This window comes from Serratia sp. 25CWL12, assembly GCF_055790885.1.
Window position 1 is genome coordinate 2615789 of the sequence record NZ_CM147698.1, and the last position, 19521, is coordinate 2635309.

General features: G+C 47.7%; 18 protein-coding genes and 1 pseudogene. 12 read left to right on the forward strand and 7 right to left on the reverse strand.

The window, feature by feature from the left end; all coding sequences use genetic code 11:
• Positions 1 to 28: 28 nt before the first annotated feature.
• Both ACX9GV_RS11130 and ACX9GV_RS11135 read left to right on the forward strand, forming a co-directional pair.
• Positions 29 to 1468, forward strand: coding sequence for a DUF2867 domain-containing protein (locus ACX9GV_RS11130; protein WP_473195561.1), 1440 nt, complete (start codon positions 29 to 31; stop codon positions 1466 to 1468).
• 393 nt (positions 1469 to 1861) lie between these two features.
• The gene (locus ACX9GV_RS11135) at positions 1862 to 2872 is read left to right on the forward strand and encodes an NAD-dependent epimerase/dehydratase family protein (RefSeq protein WP_473195562.1); all 1011 of its coding nucleotides are present in this window, start codon (positions 1862 to 1864) and stop codon (positions 2870 to 2872) included.
• Here ACX9GV_RS11135 and ACX9GV_RS11140 read toward each other — a convergent pair whose 3' ends face one another.
• Positions 2873 to 3727, reverse strand: coding sequence for an N-acetylmuramoyl-L-alanine amidase (locus ACX9GV_RS11140; protein ID WP_037386134.1), 855 nt, complete (start codon positions 3725 to 3727; stop codon positions 2873 to 2875). It abuts the gene before it with no gap.
• A 303-nt stretch (positions 3728 to 4030) separates the two neighbouring features.
• Between ACX9GV_RS11140 and artP the strand changes: the two genes are divergently transcribed.
• The 5 genes from artP to ACX9GV_RS11165 all read left to right on the forward strand — a co-directional run bounded on the left by artP (position 4031) and on the right by ACX9GV_RS11165 (position 7858).
• A complete protein-coding gene (gene artP / locus ACX9GV_RS11145; protein WP_473198022.1) occupies positions 4031 to 4759 on the forward strand; it encodes an arginine ABC transporter ATP-binding protein ArtP in 729 nt (242 codons plus the stop codon).
• A gap of 32 nt (positions 4760 to 4791) precedes the next feature.
• The gene (gene artJ, locus ACX9GV_RS11150; RefSeq protein ID WP_023491962.1) at positions 4792 to 5523 is read left to right on the forward strand and encodes an arginine ABC transporter substrate-binding protein; all 732 of its coding nucleotides are present in this window, start codon (positions 4792 to 4794) and stop codon (positions 5521 to 5523) included.
• A gap of 9 nt (positions 5524 to 5532) precedes the next feature.
• Positions 5533 to 6249: an arginine ABC transporter permease ArtQ gene (gene artQ, locus ACX9GV_RS11155; protein WP_023491963.1), complete on the forward strand. Its 717-nt coding sequence runs from the start codon at positions 5533 to 5535 to the stop codon at positions 6247 to 6249.
• Positions 6249 to 6917 carry an arginine ABC transporter permease ArtM gene (artM, locus tag ACX9GV_RS11160; RefSeq protein WP_473195563.1) on the forward strand — a complete coding sequence of 223 codons (669 nt, stop codon included), beginning with the start codon at positions 6249 to 6251 and terminating at the stop codon, positions 6915 to 6917. The genes artQ and artM overlap by 1 nt, the downstream gene beginning before the upstream one ends.
• 206 nt (positions 6918 to 7123) lie before the next feature.
• Entirely contained in the window at positions 7124 to 7858 is a 735-nt protein-coding gene (locus ACX9GV_RS11165; protein WP_473195564.1) for an arginine ABC transporter substrate-binding protein, read from the forward strand.
• Positions 7859 to 7964: 106 nt separating this feature from the next.
• Here ACX9GV_RS11165 and rlmC read toward each other — a convergent pair whose 3' ends face one another.
• The 4 genes from rlmC to ACX9GV_RS11185 all read right to left on the reverse strand — a co-directional run bounded on the left by rlmC (position 7965) and on the right by ACX9GV_RS11185 (position 11150).
• Positions 7965 to 9092, reverse strand: a complete 1128-nt coding sequence (gene rlmC / locus ACX9GV_RS11170) for a 23S rRNA (uracil(747)-C(5))-methyltransferase RlmC (RefSeq protein ID WP_473195565.1) — start codon at positions 9090 to 9092, stop codon at positions 7965 to 7967.
• A 161-nt stretch (positions 9093 to 9253) separates the two neighbouring features.
• Positions 9254 to 9733, reverse strand: coding sequence for a YbjN domain-containing protein (locus tag ACX9GV_RS11175; protein WP_473195566.1), 480 nt, complete (start codon positions 9731 to 9733; stop codon positions 9254 to 9256).
• 195 nt (positions 9734 to 9928) lie between these two features.
• On the reverse strand, positions 9929 to 10831 hold the full coding sequence (gene rimK / locus ACX9GV_RS11180; RefSeq protein ID WP_473195567.1) for a 30S ribosomal protein S6--L-glutamate ligase: 903 nt from the start codon (positions 10829 to 10831) through the stop codon (positions 9929 to 9931).
• A 22-nt stretch (positions 10832 to 10853) separates the two neighbouring features.
• The gene (locus ACX9GV_RS11185; RefSeq protein ID WP_023491971.1) at positions 10854 to 11150 is read right to left on the reverse strand and encodes a DUF1418 family protein; all 297 of its coding nucleotides are present in this window, start codon (positions 11148 to 11150) and stop codon (positions 10854 to 10856) included.
• 192 nt (positions 11151 to 11342) lie between these two features.
• Here ACX9GV_RS11185 and ACX9GV_RS11190 point away from each other — a divergent pair, with 192 nt between their 5' ends.
• Positions 11343 to 11606, forward strand: a complete 264-nt coding sequence (locus tag ACX9GV_RS11190) for a GrxA family glutaredoxin (protein ID WP_023491972.1) — start codon at positions 11343 to 11345, stop codon at positions 11604 to 11606.
• Between the two features lie 14 nt (positions 11607 to 11620).
• On the opposite strand, the gene ACX9GV_RS11195 is transcribed toward ACX9GV_RS11190, so the two are convergent.
• Positions 11621 to 12010 carry an inner membrane protein YbjM gene (locus tag ACX9GV_RS11195; protein WP_473195568.1) on the reverse strand — a complete coding sequence of 130 codons (390 nt, stop codon included), beginning with the start codon at positions 12008 to 12010 and terminating at the stop codon, positions 11621 to 11623.
• Between the two features lie 407 nt (positions 12011 to 12417).
• Here ACX9GV_RS11195 and ACX9GV_RS11200 point away from each other — a divergent pair, with 407 nt between their 5' ends.
• The 4 genes and pseudogenes from ACX9GV_RS11200 to ACX9GV_RS11215 all read left to right on the forward strand — a co-directional run bounded on the left by ACX9GV_RS11200 (position 12418) and on the right by ACX9GV_RS11215 (position 18084).
• Positions 12418 to 14106 (forward strand): aspartate:alanine antiporter, encoded by a 1689-nt coding sequence (locus ACX9GV_RS11200; RefSeq protein ID WP_037386208.1) that lies wholly within the window; start codon positions 12418 to 12420, stop codon positions 14104 to 14106.
• A 352-nt stretch (positions 14107 to 14458) separates the two neighbouring features.
• A pseudogene (locus tag ACX9GV_RS11205) lies at positions 14459 to 14879 on the forward strand (transposase).
• Between the two features lie 509 nt (positions 14880 to 15388).
• The gene (locus ACX9GV_RS11210) at positions 15389 to 16660 is read left to right on the forward strand and encodes a RidA family protein (RefSeq protein ID WP_473195569.1); all 1272 of its coding nucleotides are present in this window, start codon (positions 15389 to 15391) and stop codon (positions 16658 to 16660) included.
• Positions 16661 to 17202: 542 nt separating this feature from the next.
• Positions 17203 to 18084 (forward strand): MurR/RpiR family transcriptional regulator, encoded by an 882-nt coding sequence (locus ACX9GV_RS11215; protein WP_473195570.1) that lies wholly within the window; start codon positions 17203 to 17205, stop codon positions 18082 to 18084.
• An 89-nt stretch (positions 18085 to 18173) separates the two neighbouring features.
• Here ACX9GV_RS11215 and ACX9GV_RS11220 read toward each other — a convergent pair whose 3' ends face one another.
• Positions 18174 to 19298 carry a M20 family metallopeptidase gene (locus ACX9GV_RS11220; protein WP_473195571.1) on the reverse strand — a complete coding sequence of 375 codons (1125 nt, stop codon included), beginning with the start codon at positions 19296 to 19298 and terminating at the stop codon, positions 18174 to 18176.
• Between the last annotated feature and the right edge of the window lie 223 nt (positions 19299 to 19521).

Below are 19521 nucleotides of genomic sequence, written 5' to 3' on the forward strand. Positions count from 1 at the left end.
CTGACAAATTGACGACAAGGCAGCAATAATGACTCCCCAACGTATTTTGGTTCTTGGTGCTAGTGGCTATATCGGTCAGCATCTGATCCCCTGCTTGGCTCAACAGGGTCATGAAGTCACCGCTGCCGCACGTCGCATCGAATGGTTGGAGCAACAAAACTGGCCGCAGGTGAACTGCCGCTATGTTGATGTTTATCGCCCTGCCACCCTGCCCGACGCTTTATGGCAAATCGATACCGTCTATTACCTGATCCACGGAATGGGTGATGGCGAGCATTTTATCGAAAAAGAGCGTCAAGCCGCAGAAAACCTGCGTAATGCGCTGCGAGATTCTCAGGTCAAGCAAGTTATTTTCCTCGGTGCTCTGCAACCAACAGGGGAAAGCTCCCCGCACCTGGTGGCGCGTAAACTGACCGGTGAGATCCTGCGGCAAAGTGGGATACCGATAACAGAACTGCGCGCCGGTATTATTATCGGCCCAGGTTCCGCGGCTTTCGAGATTATGCGCGATATGGTTTACAACATGCCGGTCCTGACCCCGCCACGTTGGGTACGCTCCAAATCCTCGCCGGTCGCCTTGGATAATCTGCTCACCTACCTGACCGAGTTATTACAGCATCCTGCAACAGAAAGCCGGATTTTCGACGTTGCTGGCCCGGAGTACATCAGCTACCAAACCATGTTTGAACGTTTTATTGCCATCAGCGGTAAAAAACGTTGGTTGATCCCAGTTCCTTTGCCGACGCGCTTTATCTCAGTCTGGTTTATCAGCATGATTACCTCGGTGCCGCCGTCCATTGCCAAGGCCTTGATTCAGGGCCTTAACCATGACTTACCCGCTAATGGTCAACCGCTGCAAACGTTAATCCCACAGCCACTACAAACCTTTGATCAGGCAGTCACCCTCACCCTACGCCGCGAAGAAGAAGTTACCGACTCTGCAGACTGGGGTTACGCCCCTGAAGCCAGAGCCCGCTGGCGCCCAGGCTACGGCTTCTACCCCAAACAAGCTGGCTGCGCAGTGGAAACCGCCGCCTCCAGTGAAGCCTTATGGCATGTGGTTCAACAATTGGGCGGCAAAGAAGGCTATTTCTATGCCAATATCTTATGGGAAATCCGCGCCCGGATGGACGATATGCTGGGCAACGGTGTCGTCTATGGTCGACCACAGCGGGAAACCTTAGCGCTCGGCGATGTGGTGAATGGTTGGAAAGTGATCACGCTAAAACCGTTGCAACAATTAGCCTTGTTGTTCGGCATGAAGGCTCCAGGGCTTGGGCGCTTGACCTTCACCATCAAAGATCTGGGTGATCGTCGCCAACTTGATGTCCGTGCCTGGTGGCATCCTGCTGGTTTTCGCGGGTTGCTTTACTGGTTTGTCATGATGCCAGCCCATCTGTTTATTTTTCGTGGTATGGCCAAACGCATTATTAAGCTAGCAGAACAAAAAGATAATTTATCTCACTGAGATTGAGATGAGTTTGGTTTTTATTGGTGCAAAAATGAAAAACAAGTGGCGTCTGCTCTGCTCGACCGCACCATTTGCTGATACAGTTATACTCTTCATACTTCAAGCTGCTTGGGTGTTAGCTGCGCGCTGTCACCCCAGTCACATAGTTAGCTATGCTCCTGGGGACTCCATCGCTGGCCGCGTTACTCGCCCCAAGCTGGGCCTCGCCCTAAAGGGCCAGCGCAAGCGCTGTTCAAAACGCTCAGCGTTTTGTCAAGCAACTCGAATTATTTTGGGTATAGCTTCTTTCCGATTGCATAGCGCTTCAAATCACGGAACAATGGCGCACATTGGGTAATCGCCTCCGGCAAGCAAAACAACCGCTTGATTTTGGGTAAAATAGAGTTCGTTATGAAGGTATTGGTCACTGGTGCAAGCAGTGGGTTAGGCCGTAGCGCCATTGAATATCTTTGCCGTCAAGGCATCGCGGTACGCGCCACCAGCCGTAATCAGGCGTTGGGTTCTCTGCTGGAAAAAATAGGCGCGGAGTTTATTCATGCCGACCTTAGCAACCTGGTTTCTACGCAAGCTAAAGCCATGTTAGCGGGGGTGGATGTGCTATGGCACTGCTCTGGTTTTACCTCTCCGTGGGGGACTGAACAAGCCTTTGAACTGGCTAACGTCCGCGCCACGCGTCGTTTGGGTGAGTGGGCGGCGGCTTATGGCGTCTCACAGTTTATCCATATTTCCTCACCGGCAATTTATTTTGACTACCGCCATCATCACCATCTGCAGGAAGATTTCCGCCCACAGCGCTATGCCAATGAATTTGCCCGCAGCAAAGCAGCAAGCGAACAAGTGGTACAGCACCTGGCGTTATCCAACCCGCAAACTCACTTTACTATTTTGCGGCCCCAAGGGTTGTTTGGCCCACACGATAAAATATTGTTACCGCGCCTGCTGCAGATGATTAAGCAGTGCGGCAACCTGCCGTTGCCCCGTGGCGGTGACGCGCTGGTGGATATGACCTATCAAGAAAACGCGGTACATGCGATGTGGCTGGCAACCCTGAAAACAGACACCCCATCAGGGCGTGCCTACAATATCACCAATCAACAAGTGTGCCCGCTGAAGCATGTGATACAGCAATTCATTGATCAGCTCGATATAAAATGCCGTATCCGTTCAGTGCCTTATCCGCTATTGGATCTTATCGCCAGAGCCATGGAAAAGCTGAACAGCAGCAACAACAAAGAGCCACTGTTCACGCATTATGGCGTTGCTAAACTCAATTTTGACCTCACGTTGGATAACACGCGGGCACAACAAGAACTGGGTTATCAACCGCTGATCTCACTGGAAGAGGGCATTACTCATACTGCTCGCTGGCTGGCAGAACACGGCAAACTGCACGGCCTGTGATTAGCGCCCCTGCCCATATTTGCTGAGCAAGGCATCAATAATCGCTTCACTTTCGGCATCCGGCTTACCGCGATGATCGCCAGGTCGGAAATGCATCTGAAACGCCGCCACCAAGTGCTGCTGCTGATTTCTATCCCACGTGGGATCAACACCGTAACCATAGCGTTGCAGTTTGGCCAAAAACGGCGCCATCGCTACCGGGGCCTGCTTATCACGACCCGCCAGATAGTATTCAACCTGTTGCTTATCCGGCCAAGCGCCAATACCCGCCTGCGCCAATTGCTGCCAAGGGAACAGCGGCCCCGGATCCTGCTTGCGCTGTGGAGCAATATCACTATGGCCAACGATATCCATCGGCTGAATATCGTAACGCTTTATGATATCGCGGCTCAGTAGAATCAATAGCTCGATCTGTGCTGGGGAATACGGGGGCCAATGCTTGGCCTGCAACAGGTGACTAAACCCCGGGTTGACGAGCTCAATACCGATCGAAGTATCATTGAGATTATTGCGCCCACGCCAATAGCTGACGCCGGCGTGCCAAGCGCGCATCTCTTCCGGCACCAATTGGTAAGCCACGGGTTTGCCCTTTTGCAATGACGGCTGCTCAGGCAACAAATAATGAGCACTAACATTTTCATCTGTCAGTGTCTTCAACGACGCGTTAAAATCCGACGCAGTATAATGCATCACCAAAAAACGAATTCGCTGATCTGCCCCCCGGGCCTGATGCAAGGTTTCCAAGCGATAGCTGCCCTGCTCCATAATGGTACTGGCACTGGTACTGTGCTGCTGGGTTTGGCACCCGGCCAATAGTACACTTGCTAATATCACCGCTGCTCTGATACTCACCATCCCTCCAATATACCCTTCGCCATTCAAACTGCTGGGGCCATAATCGATGTTTGATGACTGGCGAACCTATGCCAAGAATCCCTCACCTCGCATACCTTCACCCCAAACACCCTCGATTTAAAAAGAATATCTATCAATATCACATACGACGAGGGAAACAACCGATAAGAATATCAATCTCACTATATTGTGCTACCTCCGTCGCGTTATCCTGCTCAGTGATAAATTTTAACTCACAAAGATTGCATAAGTATTCTATGGAAGTTAACATTCGCCGCATCAATGTCTATTCAACTCCTACGCATGAGTATTCAACTAAAAGATATCAATTGCTTTTACGGCGCACACCAGGCGCTGTTTAACATCACTTTGGATTGCCCTGCAGGGGAAACGTTAGTATTGCTTGGGCCAAGTGGTGCCGGGAAAAGCTCCTTGCTACGGGTACTTAACCTGCTTGAGATGCCACGTTCAGGGGTACTGAACATCGCTGGCAACCAGTTTGATTTCAAACAGGCACCTGGTGAAAAAGCCATCCGCGAACTGCGCCAGAATGTCGGCATGGTATTTCAGCAATACAATCTCTGGCCGCATCTTAACGTACTGCAAAACCTGATAGAAGCCCCTTGCCGTGTACTTGGCCTAACCAAGGCTCAGGCGATGGAACGGGCCGATAAGCTGTTAACGCGTCTGCGCTTGACTGATTTTGCTGATCGTTTTCCGCTGCATCTTTCCGGTGGTCAACAACAACGTGTTGCTATCGCCCGTGCACTCATGATGGAACCGCAGGTGTTGTTGTTCGATGAACCGACTGCCGCACTGGACCCGGAAATTACTGCACAAATTGTCAGTATCATCAATGAACTGGCAGGTACTGGCATCACTCAAGTGATCGTTACCCATGAAGTTGAAGTCGCACGTAAAACCGCCAGCCGAGTGGTCTATATGGAAAATGGCCGCGTCGTTGAACAGGGGTCTGCGCTTCATTTTGCTCAACCGCAAACCACAGAGTTTGCTAACTACCTGTCACACTAATACTTTTATTTGCTGTTTTAGGGGAATTTGCGATGAAAAAACTACTTATCGCCGCCGTTCTGGCTGGCATCAGCGTTTCTGCCACTGCCGCTGAAACTATTCGTTTCGCTACCGAAGCGTCCTATCCTCCGTTCGAGTTTGTCGCGGCAGATAATAAGATCCAAGGTTTTGATATCGATCTGGCTAATGCCCTGTGTAAAGAGATCCAGGCCGAATGTACTTTTACCAATCAAGCCTTCGACAGTTTAATCCCAAGCCTGAAGTTCAAACGCTTCGATGCCGTAATTGCAGGTATGGATATTACCCCTGAGCGTGAGAAACAAGTGCTGTTCAGCAAGCCTTATTATGATAACTCAGCGCTATTCATTGCTGAGAAAGGTAAGCTGGCTGACGTTGCCGCACTGAAAGGTAAAAAGGTAGGTGTACAAAATGGCACCACTCACCAGAAATACCTGACCGATAAACACCCGGAAATCACCACCGTGCCTTACGACAGCTATCAGAATGCAATTCTGGATCTGAAGAATGGCCGTGTTGATGCGGTGTTCGGAGATACTGCCGTGGTTAACGAATGGTTGAAGCAGAATGCTGCTCTGGCCGCGGTGGGTGACAAAGTGACCGATAAAGGCTATTTCGGCACCGGTCTGGGGATTGCGGTTCGCCAGCAAAATACCGAGCTACAAGGGAAATTCAACGCAGCTCTGGATAAAATCAAGCAAGATGGCACCTACGAAACCATCTACAAAAAATGGTTCCAACAGTAATCATCACCCATGAATGAAATTCAACCTCTAGCAAGCGCCGCCGGCATGACCGTTGGCCTTGCCGTTTGTGCCTTGGTGCTCGGGTTAATCCTGGCGATGCTGTTTGCCGTCTGGGAAACCTCCCGTTGGAAAGTGGTCAGTTGGCTCGGAACCGCTTGGGTGACGCTATTGCGTGGCTTGCCGGAGATCCTGGTGGTGCTGTTCATTTATTTCGGCTCATCACAGCTGTTACTGCTGCTGTCGGACGGCTTTACCCTAAACTTTGGCCTGTTCCAACTACCGGTACAGTTGGCTATCGATAATTTCGAGATCAGCCCCTTCATGTGCGGCGTCATTGCCCTCGCCCTGCTGTATGCTGCTTACGCCTCGCAAACCTTGCGTGGGGCGCTGAAAGCCGTGCCGCAAGGCCAGTGGGAATCGGGCCAGGCATTGGGGTTGAGCAAAGCGGCAATATTTTTCCGTTTAATCATGCCGCAAATGTGGCGCCATGCCTTGCCGGGGCTAGGTAACCAATGGCTGGTGTTATTGAAAGATACCGCACTGGTTTCGCTGATCAGCGTTAATGACTTGATGCTGCAAACCAAAAGTATCGCCACCCGTACTCAGGAACCGTTTAACTGGTATGTCATTGCCGCAGCCATTTATCTGCTGGTGACATTACTCAGCCAGTACATCCTTAAACGGATTGAACTCCGTGCCACACGTTTTGAACGGAGGCCATCCTGATGCTTGAGTTCTTACCTGTCATTCTTAAAGGATTACATACCAGCTTGACGCTGACGGTGGCGGCATTGGTGGTTTCCCTATTCCTGTCATTGTTCCTGACGGTGGTACTGACGCTAAAAACGCCGCTATTGACGCCGTTGGTAAAGGGCTATATTACGCTGTTCACCGGCACCCCCCTGCTGGTACAAATCTTCCTGATTTACTATGGCCCGGGCCAGTTCCCCGCCATCCGTGAGTATCCCTGGTTGTGGAGTCTGTTATCACAACCTTGGCTCTGCGCCATGATCGCCTTGGCGTTAAACAGTGCGGCTTATACCACCTTATTGTTCCACGGTGCGGTACGTGCTATCCCGGAAGGTCAGTGGCAATCTTGTGAAGCCCTTGGCATGTCGCGCAAGCAAACATTGCGCATTCTATTACCGTTCGCCTTTAAACGCGCCTTGTCCTCCTATTCCAACGAAGTGGTCTTGGTCTTCAAGAGTACCTCGCTGGCCTACACCATCACGCTGATGGAAGTGATGGGGTACAGCCAACTGATGTATGGCCGAACTTATGATGTGATGGTGTTTGGTGCTGCAGGTCTTGTTTACCTGTGTGTTAACGGGTTACTGACATTGATGATGCGCCTGATTGAACGCCGTGCGCTGGCGTTTGAACGCCGCAACTAAGCTAGCTGGCTAGCGAAACTGCTTGCTTCAAGCCCTGCCCTGCAGGGCTTTTTTATTCCACCAAATAAATTTTTAATCATTCATATTGCATATTAATTCACTAAATGGCATGTTTAGCGTCCTAGCCACTCACCATGCCGGCGTTATTGGCAGTAAAATCAAAGGTGGCGAAATAAAGAATCTCATTTTTGACAGGAGTATTACGCATGAAAAAGCTGTTACTTGCCGCCACCCTTCTCGCCGGGATGACCTTTAACGCCGCAGCGGCAGAGAGTATCCGTTTTGCCTCTTCTGCCACCTATCCCCCTTTTGAATCCCTGGATGCCAACAACCAAATCGTCGGCTTTGATATCGATTTGGCCAAAGCCTTATGCAAACAGATGCAGGCCGAGTGTACTTTCTCCAACCATGCTTTTGATAGCCTGATCGCCGCACTGAAATTCAAAAAATATGATGCAGTGATCTCCGGTATGGATATCACCGCAGAACGTAGCAAGCAGGTCTCTTTTACCCAGCCTTATTATGCCAACTCCGCTATCGTGATTGCCCCAAAAGGCAAATTCACCTCACTGGCTGATTTAAAAGGTAAGAAAATCGGTATGGAGAATGGCACTACTCACCAAAAATATATGCAGGATAAACACCCAGAGATTAATACGGTGGCTTATGACAGCTATCAAAACGCCATTCTGGAAGTGAAAAATGGCCGTATTGATGGTGTGTTTGGGGATACCGCGGTGGTGAATGAATGGCTGAAAAACAACCCGGATCTGGCCCCTGTGGGTGAGCATGTTACCGATGCCCAGTACTTTGGCACAGGTTTAGGTATTGCCGTACGCCAAGATAACCAGGCGCTGTTAGCCAAGTTAAACGCTGCGCTGGATGCCATCAAGGCTGATGGAACTTATAAAGCTATTAACGACAAGTGGTTCCCGCAGTAAGTGACGTGTCAGTGATCAGTGCTTAGGGCTTGAACCCTGCCCAGACCCATTCAAGTTACCACTTGAGTGCGATGGGCAGTTCGAGCCCTGACAATTTACGTGCTATTTATTTACGTACCAATAGCGTCAACACTTCATAATGTGCCGTATACGGGAACATATCAAACAACTGCACACGCTCAACGCGATAGTCAGGCAACTGGGTGATATCCTGCGCCATAGTCACCGCATTACAGCTTGAATAGAGAATATAGCCCGGTGCCATTGCATTAAGGTACTCACAAAGTTCTTTGCCAATCCCCCGGCGTGGTGGGTTAACCAGCACCAGTTGTGGTACCGCCCCTTCAGCAAGAGCAAAACCGGTGGAATCCAACGCTTGAAAATCAACCTGTTGTAAACCCAGTTTTTGGGCTGACAATTTGGCACAGGCGATCGCTTCTGGGTTAATTTCAATCCCGGTCAACCGTGTTTGCGGTTGCGCACAGTGCAGACCAAACCCCCCGACACCGCAGAAAAGATCCCACATACTGCTGATGCCCAATGCCTGCACCCAATCCCGTGCGGTAGCGTACAACTGCCCCGCTAGCTGTGGATTGGTCTGGAAGAAACTCTGGGGGCGAATATACAGCGGTACCTGATTAAATCGTTCCTCCAATACCTGCTGTTCGGTGAGCGGGATTTCACAATCGCTCTCCATAATCGCCATATGCACTGGCTGAATATTGGCAGAAATGACGGTCAACTGGGGTAATTGCTGCTGCAACCAGGGTAATGCCGCACGTAACTGAGCTAATTTCTTCTCAGAACGGAGCACAAAGCGCAGCATAAAACCGGCGCTGTGGGTACTTTCGGTTAATAACAGATACTTCAGTTCACCCCGTTTGCGGGCAACGTGATAAGGGGTCAACCCGGCACGAGGGATAAATTGCTTAAGTACAGCAAAGACCTCAGCAAAGCTGGCGGGGTACAGTGGGCAAGCACATAAATCAACCGGGGTTCCATCCCGGTGCAACATGCCAAGCAATGGGCGTTCAACGCTGCCGCTAACCACCATTTTTGCCTTGTTGCGAAATGCGCGTGGTTCACTCGCTACCGGCGCTAACCAATCGACCTGCGGGTGTGCCGCTAACAAGGATTGTAAGTGATGCTGTTTCTCAGCCAACTGCTGCGGATAGGGCTTTTCCAACCACTGACAGGAACGGCAGATATTCGCCTGATACAACGCGCAATGCATAAAGGGTAACCATCAAATCCGCAACACGAAGGGGGCAGATTGTAACACTTTACCGCACACCGTCGCTATTCAAGCTGCCGTTAGCGCTAGGATAAAGATATTTTCGTGGTGGTAAACGGAAACAGGAAATTGGAGGAGTTTGATCAACCAGTGAACACGATTTAATGCAACATCGGCTGACGGGTGACCACTGGCGCGGCTTCTTCTTCATCGCCCATAAACAGCAGATCGTTGGCTCGTGCTTCCAGGATCAGCATGGAAATCTGCTCTTCTCCCTGCTGCATAAAATGGGCAAACTGTTCATAAGTTACCCCGACAGCAATGCTCAGCACTTGGCAAACAATCAGCTTAGGCAGATTGTCGTCCTGAATATCAACGAATGCCTTGATGGTCAATGAGCTGGCATTAATCTGGCTCAGATCAGCCACCAAGGGGATCAACGCGGTGGGCTTGACCTCTGCCAAGGCAGAAAACAGAATCACACCATCAATCAGATCAATCTTGGCATCAAAGACACCATCAAAATTTTGCATATGTGGCAAGTGTAAGGCCTGACAAGAGTCACATTCAAAAAAAGAGACACCCAATTGATCCAGCCAACGTCGTAACAACGCCAAATCGGGGACAATGAGCGAATCCATAAATTACCAGCCTCACAAGCTTTAAAAACATAAACGGCGCATAGCTTACGGAATATTCAATCGATATGCCACGCCCAAAGGCGATAAATTCACAGATTTGATCATTTTTCTACGCCAACACGCCCAACTCGCCGCTGCGGTAACTTGAGCCAAACGTGCTTTAATTTCCTTTAAAACCACTAAATTCACTATATTTCAACCGCCTGACTTCAGGCAAAAGCCCGGGCGGCCACACTGCTCAATATATTCGACCATGATCCCGGCGATATCCAACCCGGTGGTATTTTCAATACCTTCCAACCCCGGCGAGGCATTGACCTCCATCACTAACGGGCCGCGATCAGCACGCAGAATATCAACGCCAGCCACATCTAGCCCCAGTGCGGCGACAGCCTTGATCGCCGTAGCACGTTCTTTGCTGGTGATCTGCACTCTGCGGGCGGTACCGCCACGGTGCAAATTTGAACGAAAATCGCCGGGTTTTGCCTGCCGTTCAATCGCAGCGATCACCCGCCCACCGACCACTAAACAACGAATATCACGCCCCTGTGCTTCGTGAATATATTCTTGCACCAAGATATGGGCATTCAAGCCACGGAACGCATCAATCACGCTCTCTGCCGCTTGGCGGGTTTCAGCCAAAACCACGCCGATCCCCTGCGTGCCTTCCACCAGTTTGACCACCAACGGTGCGCCCCCCACCAATTCAATCAAATCCCCGGTATCATCTGGAGAATGGGCAAAACCGGTAATCGGCAGATCAATGCCTTGGCTGGCCAACAATTGTAGCGAACGCAGTTTATCGCGCGCGCGGGTGATGGCCACCGACTCGTTCAATGGGTAACTCCCCAATAACTCAAACTGACGCAGCACCGCCGTACCGTAGAACGTAATAGCAGAACCGATGCGTGGAATAACGGCATCATAATGTTCCAGCTTACGCCCACGATAATGAATGGCTGGCGCTGCGGGGTTGACGTTCATATAGCAAGAAAGTGGGTCAATGATATCGATCTGATGCCCACGTTGCTCCGCCGCTTGGCGCAATCTTTTGCATGAATACAGCGAACCATCACGGGAAAGAATGGCAATTTTCACGGATCACTCCTGGAAACGTTGGTCAGTTACCCTGATCTTTTTTATCGTCATTGGGCAAAGAGCGCTGATCATGCTTGGGCGGCTTATCACCCAGCAACAGGAAGCTCCCACCATGTACCACACGCCAGACCAAAAATACCGCCGCAGGCACCATCAGGGCCACACCAAGAAAAATCATCCCTACCGCCGCTTGCTGCGATGCCAGCATACCCGGTAAATGCACCCAATCATGGATGCTCATATAAGAGAGCACCAGCAACACCATGCCTAGCGCTTCAAGCAATAAAACAGTACGTGGTAACTTGCGGATTGAACGCATATATCGTCTCCTGAATGGTTGCACTCAGTGTAGTGAATTTACCCTCTTGGCAATAGCCCCACTGATTAATCGGTTCGATAAATCGAATTAACAGGCAGAAGCTGCTTTTTTTTGCCACTGACAACAGGCATAGTAAACGGCAGTTTACTTTGCTAGATCTCAGTTATTACCCTAACAAACCAGGAGTATCATATGTTTGCTGTAATCTTCGGGCGTCCGAACTGTCCTTATTGTGTCCGTGCTAAAGAGTTGGCAGAGAAGTTGACTGAAGAGCGTGACGATTTTAATTTCCGTTACGTTGATATCCATGCAGAAGGTATCACCAAAGCCGATTTGGAAAAAACCGTCGGTAAGCCAGTTGAAACCGTGCCGCAGATTTTTCTTGATGAACAGCACATTGGCGGCTGCACCGACTTCGAAGCCTATGCCAAAGAGCATCTGGGCTTGTTTAAGTAATCGGCTGTTCTAAACTATTGCCGCTTTCGCTGACGCAACTGCTCCAACGTTTGCGAAATCATCCGGATAAACAGGTATAGCATGGCACCCAGCACGCACCAGAATACGGCACTAACGGCATAAGCCAGTTCCTGCCAGAGTGAATAGCCAGGCAACAACCCGATATAACGGATGATCAAACAGAGCGGCAATGCAATCAATGCACCCAGCAGCGGGCACAAAATGTGCTTATTTATTGAAAGATAACTGGCAATCAGCCCCGGTATAACAAACAGCAACAAGCCGATCTCGCTTTGATGCTCAACAGCAGAATGGTTGACCGTGACAGTTTTCTGGCTAAGAAAAACCAGACTAAACAGCAAGAAACTACTCACAATCCCCAGCCAATAGCGATAATTTGCCATGCCCTTCTCCCCTTTAAACCAGTCACTACACTGCAGAAAAACAGCCTGACCACCCATCAAGTCATATGCCGCCGGCGTGGGCTGGCTGCACTAGCTGAAACTTTTCCCTGGTAAAAAAAAGTGAAATACATTAGCCGTTAAAATGGACTACTTATCCCCTGGCTTTACCACTTAGCGTGCTCTTATTGAAACAACTCGGCTATACGCTGGCTGTTACTCATCATACCAGCTAGAATAAGCCCCGCTGTTCAATAGTTATACTCATCACTAATCGAGCGGCAGTTATATTGGCTAGCCTTTGCATCAATCTGGGTCGGTATCGGTTTTATCCCTATATTATAGGGTTAAATCTATACCTTAAAGTTTTCTATATCAATAATTTACTGGTAAACAATAAGTTATCCTCCGTGAATATAAACGTCGCTAGTTTGTTAAACGGTAACTATATTCTGTTACTGTTTGTGGTTCTCGCTCTAGGGCTCTGCCTTGGAAAAATCCGCTTGGGCTCCATTCAATTAGGTAATGCGATTGGTGTTTTGGTGGTTTCACTGTTGCTGGGCCAGCAACACTTCAACATCAATACTGAAGCATTAAGCCTCGGCTTTATGTTGTTTATTTTTTGTGTTGGTGTCGAAGCTGGGCCCAACTTTTTCTCCATCTTTTTCCGTGATGGCAAAAACTATTTTATGCTGGCACTGGTGATGGTCGGTACCGCCATGCTGACAGCCATCGGGCTTGGTAAATTGTTCGATTGGGATATCGGCCTGACTGCCGGTATGCTGGCAGGCTCCATGACCTCCACCCCGGTATTGGTCGGTGCGGGGGATACGCTACGTAATACCATTAGCGATGGCCCCACACTGTTGGCCGCCCAAGATAATCTCAGCCTGGGCTACGCCCTGACTTATCTGATTGGCCTCGTCAGCCTGATTTTTGGCGCTCGCTACCTGCCCAAACTGCAGCACCAGGACCTTTCGACCTCCGCCCAGCAAATCACCCATGAGCGTGGCCTTGATACCGACAGCCAGCGCAAAGTTTACCTGCCAGTGATCCGCGCCTATCGGGTTGGCCAAGAGTTGGTGGCCTGGGCTGATGGCAAAAATCTGCGTGAACTGGGCATTTACCGGCAAACTGGCTGTTATATCGAACTCATTCGTCGTAACGGTATTCTGGCTACCCCAGACGGTGATGCCGTCCTGCAAATAGGGGATGAAATATCACTGGTCGGTTACCCTGATGCCCATGCCCGGTTGGATCCCAGCTTTCGTAATGGTAAAGAAGTCTTCGATCGTGACCTGCTTAACATGCGCATCGTGACCGAAGAAATTGTGGTAAAAAACAGCAATGCGGTCGGTAAACGCCTGAGTCAACTGAAACTGACTGATAACGGTTGTTTCTTGAACCGCGTGATCCGCAGCCAGATTGAAATGCCAATTGATGACAGCATCGTGCTCAATAAAGGTGATGTGCTGCAAGTCAGTGGCGATGCTCGCCGGGTGAAAAGTGTGGCCGAGAAGATTGGTTTTATCTCGATCCACAGCCAAGTCACCGATCTGCTGGCATTCTGTGCCTTTTTTATCATCGGGCTATTAATTGGCCAGATCACTATCCAATTCAGTAATTTTTCGTTTGGTATTGGTAATGCCGCTGGGCTATTGATGTCTGGCATTATGCTAGGCTTTCTGCGTGCCAACCACCCTACTTTCGGTTACATCCCCCAGGGGGCACTGAATATGGTGAAAGAATTTGGCCTGATGGTGTTTATGGCAGGTGTTGGCCTAAGTGCCGGAGCCAGTATTGGTCACAGCCTGGGAGCCATTGGCGGGCAGATGCTGATTGCCGGGTTAATTGTCAGCTTGCTACCTGTGGTGATCTGTTTTTTATTCGGTGCCTATATTCTACGCATGAACCGCGCCTTACTGTTTGGTGCCATTATGGGTGCTCGCACCTGCGCCCCAGCGATGGACATCATCAGCGATACTGCCCGTAGTAATATTCCCGCTCTGGGTTACGCGGGCACCTACGCCATCGCTAACGTGTTGTTAACCTTGGCCGGTTCACTCATCGTAGTGATATGGCCGGGGATAATGGGGTAAAGCACGCACCAGAAAACACCCCTAAGATAAAATATTTATGACATTTCGATTATTAAGCAGAACTTTTCCAAATACTGATAGTCTGAGTTAGTGCCACTGCTTTTCTTTGATGTCCCCAATTTGTGGAGCCCGTTAATCCCGCCTTTTTAGGTTCAAGATTATCGGGTTTTTTATTGCCTAAAATTTATCGCCATAGTTATCAATAAACTCGACACTCCATCGCCCTCTGGATCCCTGTTTAGCAGGGGTGATAACTAACCTGAGCTCTGGATAAAAAATTGAACTAAGTGCCTGTTCCCAGATCCGAACTTTTGATGAAAAAACAAACGGATCAATCGAGCGGGGAACAGGCATGAACAAATTAGTAGAACTCTTCTGTGATGTGGATGATTTTTGCAGGGTCTTCATCCCATTATGGGAGCAGCAGTGTCTGGAGAACGGTAGCCGCAAACGCCGGCGCTCTTGCCGGATGAGTCCCAGCGAGATAATGACCATCCTTATCGCTTTTCATAAACCTGATCACTGGCATACGCAAGAACATGAAGGCAAAAGCCCTATCTTTATGGGACAAGCTGATGTTATCAAAACGCTTTATCATAGAGACTATCAATGATCAGTTGAAAAACATCTCACAGATAGAGCACACACGGCACCGGAGCTTGCACGGTTTTATGCTGAATATGGTGTGCGGACTGGTCGCGTACTGTCTCAAGGAGGATAAGCCATCAATCAAAGTGACCCGTTCAGAAATGACGTCGCTGATAATGGCTTAACCAGATCTCAGGTTAACTATCATTTTTACCACAATCAGTATTTTGGCATAGCTCAGCGATACCCGTTTTTTAGGTATGTTGTCATCTGTCATGGTGACGTCAGCGGCGTGTGCATATTTTTATGCTGAATATGATGTGTAGATTGACCGCATATTGTTTTAAGGGGGTTCAACATAACCCAGTTATAAACAGCAATCGTTTGCCCTGAAATTAGGTTATTTACGCTGTATCTTTTAAGCAAAAAACTGCTTAAAAAACCGATAAAAACCATAGAGTATGTGTGGATTATTTGCTATAACTTCCGTTCTATTAGCTATTAGTCTGCGTGTTCATGCAAGTTGCAGGTAAGCGACAACTAAGCGGATCTCTAAAAGCATAGCCAATTATGCGCCAGGGTGACGACAAATAGGTCAAAGGTTGGTTTGAACGCTACCCTGTCAGGGACGAGTACGCAGCCAACAACCCTGCAGTTTGAATGGGGACGGATACATTCAAAAGGAAATATGATCATGGCAAGTTACAATGCTGTATTACCAAGGAATATAGAGCACGCACCAAAAAGTATAGGTCCATATTCACAAACAGTTGCTTTTTCACATTATAATAATATTTCCGCACAATTACCTATTGATGCAAAAACAGGTCAGATAGTTACTGGTGGAATAACGCAACAGGCAGAACAATGCTTTAAAAACATAAAAGCCATTGTAGAGGGCATTGATCATCTGATGAGCGATGTTGTTCGGATCACTATATTTATCAAAAATATTAAAGACCTGGATGTTGTAGAAGGCATTTATAAAAGTTTTTTTCCAACTTATGTTCCTACTCTTACCACAACCGTTGTCGCTGCTTTGCCTATGGAGGCTTTAGTGCAAGTTGAAGCACTTATCTCTAATGGTGAAGGTACCATTCCTAATGCTCCACAAGCAGGCGATCTTATTAAACTTTGTAATAACACAGCTCATGCTCCCATGAGTTTATTATCTACCCAATCCGTCTCTTTTTCTCATTACAATAATATTTCAGCACAATTACCTATTGATCCTAAAACCGGTAGATTAGTCATTGGTGGTGTGAAAGAGCAAACGACACAATGTTTAAAAAATATTAAGGCAATTTTAGCAAGTATTGATGTTCCCTTTGATGATATTGTTAAAGTTAATATATTCCTTAAAAATATTTCCGATATTGATTATGTCAATCAGGTTTATAGTACCTTTTTCCCAGATTCAGCTATTGCCCGAACTGTCTCTTATCTGCCAGCACGAACAATCATAGCCTCTTGTGCGTTACCGATGGATGCTTTAGTGCAAATTGAAGCCGTGGTTTCCCATGGAGATGGCACACCGCCACAAGCGATTGAAGATCGACATGGGCTAATCATTGAAGCAAATAACACAGAAAAGGCACCTATAAGTGGTTTTTCTACCCAAACTGTTGCATTTTCTCACTACAATCATCTTTCCGCCCAATTACCTTATAATCCTGTCACCGGAAAAAAAGTTGAGGGCGGTATAAAAAAACAAGCCGAACAATGTTTAAAGAATATTAAAGAAATCGTTGAGAGCATTGATCATGCTTTGGAAGATGTAGTGAAAGTCAATATTTTTCTAAAGAATATAGCAGATATTGCTGATGTGGATGATGTTTACACAACATTCTTCCCTAAAGGTATTCCAGCACGAAGAACTGTGGGCGTATCTGCTTTACCAGAAGATGCATTGATCCAAATTGATGTTGTGCTCGGCAACGAAGAAGGAACACCGCCAATAATTTAACCGCAACAACAAAAAAGCATAAGAGCTTTCTTGTGCAACTGTCACTCTAGGGTTGAATTCTATTGTGTTTAAATATTAATCAAATAGCCATTCAGCCCTAAATTCATCGTTCCAATCAGCCCGATTTAGATTACCTGAGCTCCTCAGTTACACCCGCTTTTTAGTCGTCATGTCGTCGGTCATGGTGCCCTTATGTAGCTCTTTTTCGTCGATTAGGTGTGCGAACTGGTCGCGTACTGTCTGAAGGAGGATAAGCCATCAATCAAAGTGGCCCGTTCAGAAATTACGTCGCTGATAATGGCTTAACCAGATCTCAGGTTAACTATGCTGATGCTGACGCTCCTTCTCTAGCATAAATCCAACTCACCTAGTCACTTACATCCGCCAATAACCCCGGTTAACACATTGCTAGTAATTGATAAACCACCATCCACATGTAAACTAAATACACCTAACCGTTTAACTTCTGCTTCTAAGCAATAAACGCAACCACTCTCTGTGCTAATCTTGCCTGTATGGGCCAATACGATAATTTAACCTTTATGAAAGAGCATATAGATTTGGCTGGGTATATGCAGTTAGCCAAGCAACTTCAATCATTAACCGAATCTGAAACCGCCTTAAATGCTTTTATTATCAAGCACTTTGAAGAGCTCGCTTATTACGGCATCATTGATCTGGCGCAAAAAGCCAAAGTCAGTAAAGCGACAATTGGTCGCTATCTGAACAAGCTCGGCTTTACCGGCTATGCTGAATTTAAAACTGCATTAAAGAATAATTTGCGCACTCATAACATCATGATTGCGCCGATTGAAGCCAGCAGAGTGAAGAATCAAAGCCAGGATGACAGTATCCAAGAGACGGCGCTCCGTTACATCAGTAATGTCACTCAGCTGATTCAACAATTCTCCGATGAGTTGGATGGCGATGCTCTGAAAAAACTGGCTAAGATGATCGCAGAAAAGCAGCGTACTATTTACGTTGTCGGCTCAGCCTCATCACGGGCGCTAGCCACACATTTTTCAACATTGCTAAAATACAGCCGTACTGAAGTGGTGCTGCTTCCTTTAGACAAAGCAGAACTCCCTAAAGCGTTACTTGGCGTGTCACAACAGGATATTTTAGTGGCTTTTTCTTACTATCGCTTTAATCCAGTGGTTTTGGAAATAACCAAATATTTCAATAGTATAAAATCCAATGTGGTGGTGATAAGCAATACCCACTCCAATCCTTATGGTATCTATAGCGATATGCAGTTTATTTTGCCAAGTGATGTTGATTCAATCTTCCATAGCCGTACGATTGGCTTTTTGTTTATTGAGTTATTGCTGTATTTACTGCAAAAAGAGTGTCGAGATGATGATAATTTCGAGGATTTAGAAACGTTATTTAAATTCTTTGGTACTTACTCATGCACCGAATAGCTTAAATAGACGCTTACTCAATGGTCGTAACTATGCTTACTGATTGTCTGGTGATGAGCCAAGTTCTGCTCATCACCAGAGTGAATACTTTAAGCTGCCAGTTGCTGCAATATCCGCATTAGTAATCGAATTCGCGGCTCGATCGATTCGAGTAACAGGTACTCTTTATCACTGTGAAAATGGCCACCTATTGCCCCCAAACCATCTATGGTAGGTATCCCTAAAATCGCCATGTGGTTGGCATCGGAGCCGCCGCCAGCAGAGTGCCACTTGATATCAATTTCGAGCTCTTGTGCCAGTGTTTCAACCAGTTTCATCAATGATTCGGTGCGCGCAGAGGGCATCATCGCTGGCTTATACACTTCCCGCTCTACTACCACCGATACCCCATCAATAAATGGGTTGGCTTGCATGCGTTTCAGCGCTGCATCAACCTGTTGATATTCTTCGTTACTCCAAAAGCGAACTTCAACAGCAGCATCGGCATACTCAGCTACCGTATTACTATTTGTGCCACCTGACACAACCCCAACGTTTAACGTTGTACCCGAATCAAAGTTGGTCATCCCATTGATGGCGACAATCCAATGTGCCAATTCTGTAATCGCACTACGACCATTTTGCGGTTCATTACCGGCATGGGCAGCAACGCCATGAAAATTGAGTTGATAGCAAGCTCGCCCTTTGCGTGCCTTTACTAAACCGCCATCCGCTCGTGCCGCTTCAACCACCAATGCATGCTTGGCATGTTTAGCCACTGACTGAAGCCAAGCAACCGAATCTGCAGAACCGACTTCTTCATCAGGATTCATACACACGCAAATAGAACATTTATTGATCAAATCAGGCTCAAGATGACGTAGCGCATATACAATGTTTAGTAGCCCTGATTTCATATCAGCGACGCCAGGGCCATACGCTTTCTCATTATCATGAGACATAGGGCGCTGCGCCGCCGTGCCTTTTGCAAACACCGTGTCAAGGTGACCAACCAACATGATATCAATTTGTTCAGTATCTGGCTTATTGCGAATTTCCAGACCAACACCCGCTTTAGCACAATCGACACGTTTAACATACCAACCAGTCATGGCTTGAAATTTTTGTTCAAATTGACTGGCGACACATTCAATGCCTTCAAGGGTATAGGTACCGCAATCGACGTTGATCAGCGGTCGTAACTCTTCAAGATACTCCGCTAGATTAAATTTCATTATTCACTCCAAAATCCTAGATACGAGCTGTCACGGTGCGATATGGCTCTACAGTTTCATTGAGTAACGCATGATTACCACCAAAACAATAAGTAGGTTCACCAGCTGTATTAAGCTCATCTGCGGTTAATCTTGCTAAAACTGCAGGATGTTGTGGTCAAATTCCTCTCAAATCATCTTACTCAGTGGCATTTTCAACGGGGCCTTTACTTGATAATAGGCC

Coding starts and splice junctions, on each gene's coding strand:
- ACX9GV_RS11220 (WP_473195571.1), bottom strand. CDS start 19,298: ATGAAATTTAATCTAGCGGAGTATCTTGAAGAGTTACGACCGCTGATC.
- ACX9GV_RS11130 (WP_473195561.1), top strand. CDS start 29: ATGACTCCCCAACGTATTTTGGTTCTTGGTGCTAGTGGCTATATCGGT.
- ACX9GV_RS11215 (WP_473195570.1), top strand. CDS start 17,203: ATGAAAGAGCATATAGATTTGGCTGGGTATATGCAGTTAGCCAAGCAA.
- rlmC (WP_473195565.1), bottom strand. CDS start 9,092: ATGCATTGCGCGTTGTATCAGGCGAATATCTGCCGTTCCTGTCAGTGG.
- ACX9GV_RS11175 (WP_473195566.1), bottom strand. CDS start 9,733: ATGGATTCGCTCATTGTCCCCGATTTGGCGTTGTTACGACGTTGGCTG.
- ACX9GV_RS11140 (WP_037386134.1), bottom strand. CDS start 3,727: ATGGTGAGTATCAGAGCAGCGGTGATATTAGCAAGTGTACTATTGGCC.
- ACX9GV_RS11195 (WP_473195568.1), bottom strand. CDS start 12,010: ATGGCAAATTATCGCTATTGGCTGGGGATTGTGAGTAGTTTCTTGCTG.
- ACX9GV_RS11210 (WP_473195569.1), top strand. CDS start 15,389: ATGGCAAGTTACAATGCTGTATTACCAAGGAATATAGAGCACGCACCA.
- ACX9GV_RS11135 (WP_473195562.1), top strand. CDS start 1,862: ATGAAGGTATTGGTCACTGGTGCAAGCAGTGGGTTAGGCCGTAGCGCC.
- artQ (WP_023491963.1), top strand. CDS start 5,533: ATGAATGAAATTCAACCTCTAGCAAGCGCCGCCGGCATGACCGTTGGC.
- artJ (WP_023491962.1), top strand. CDS start 4,792: ATGAAAAAACTACTTATCGCCGCCGTTCTGGCTGGCATCAGCGTTTCT.
- ACX9GV_RS11190 (WP_023491972.1), top strand. CDS start 11,343: ATGTTTGCTGTAATCTTCGGGCGTCCGAACTGTCCTTATTGTGTCCGT.
- artM (WP_473195563.1), top strand. CDS start 6,249: ATGCTTGAGTTCTTACCTGTCATTCTTAAAGGATTACATACCAGCTTG.
- artP (WP_473198022.1), top strand. CDS start 4,031: ATGAGTATTCAACTAAAAGATATCAATTGCTTTTACGGCGCACACCAG.
- ACX9GV_RS11165 (WP_473195564.1), top strand. CDS start 7,124: ATGAAAAAGCTGTTACTTGCCGCCACCCTTCTCGCCGGGATGACCTTT.
- ACX9GV_RS11185 (WP_023491971.1), bottom strand. CDS start 11,150: ATGCGTTCAATCCGCAAGTTACCACGTACTGTTTTATTGCTTGAAGCG.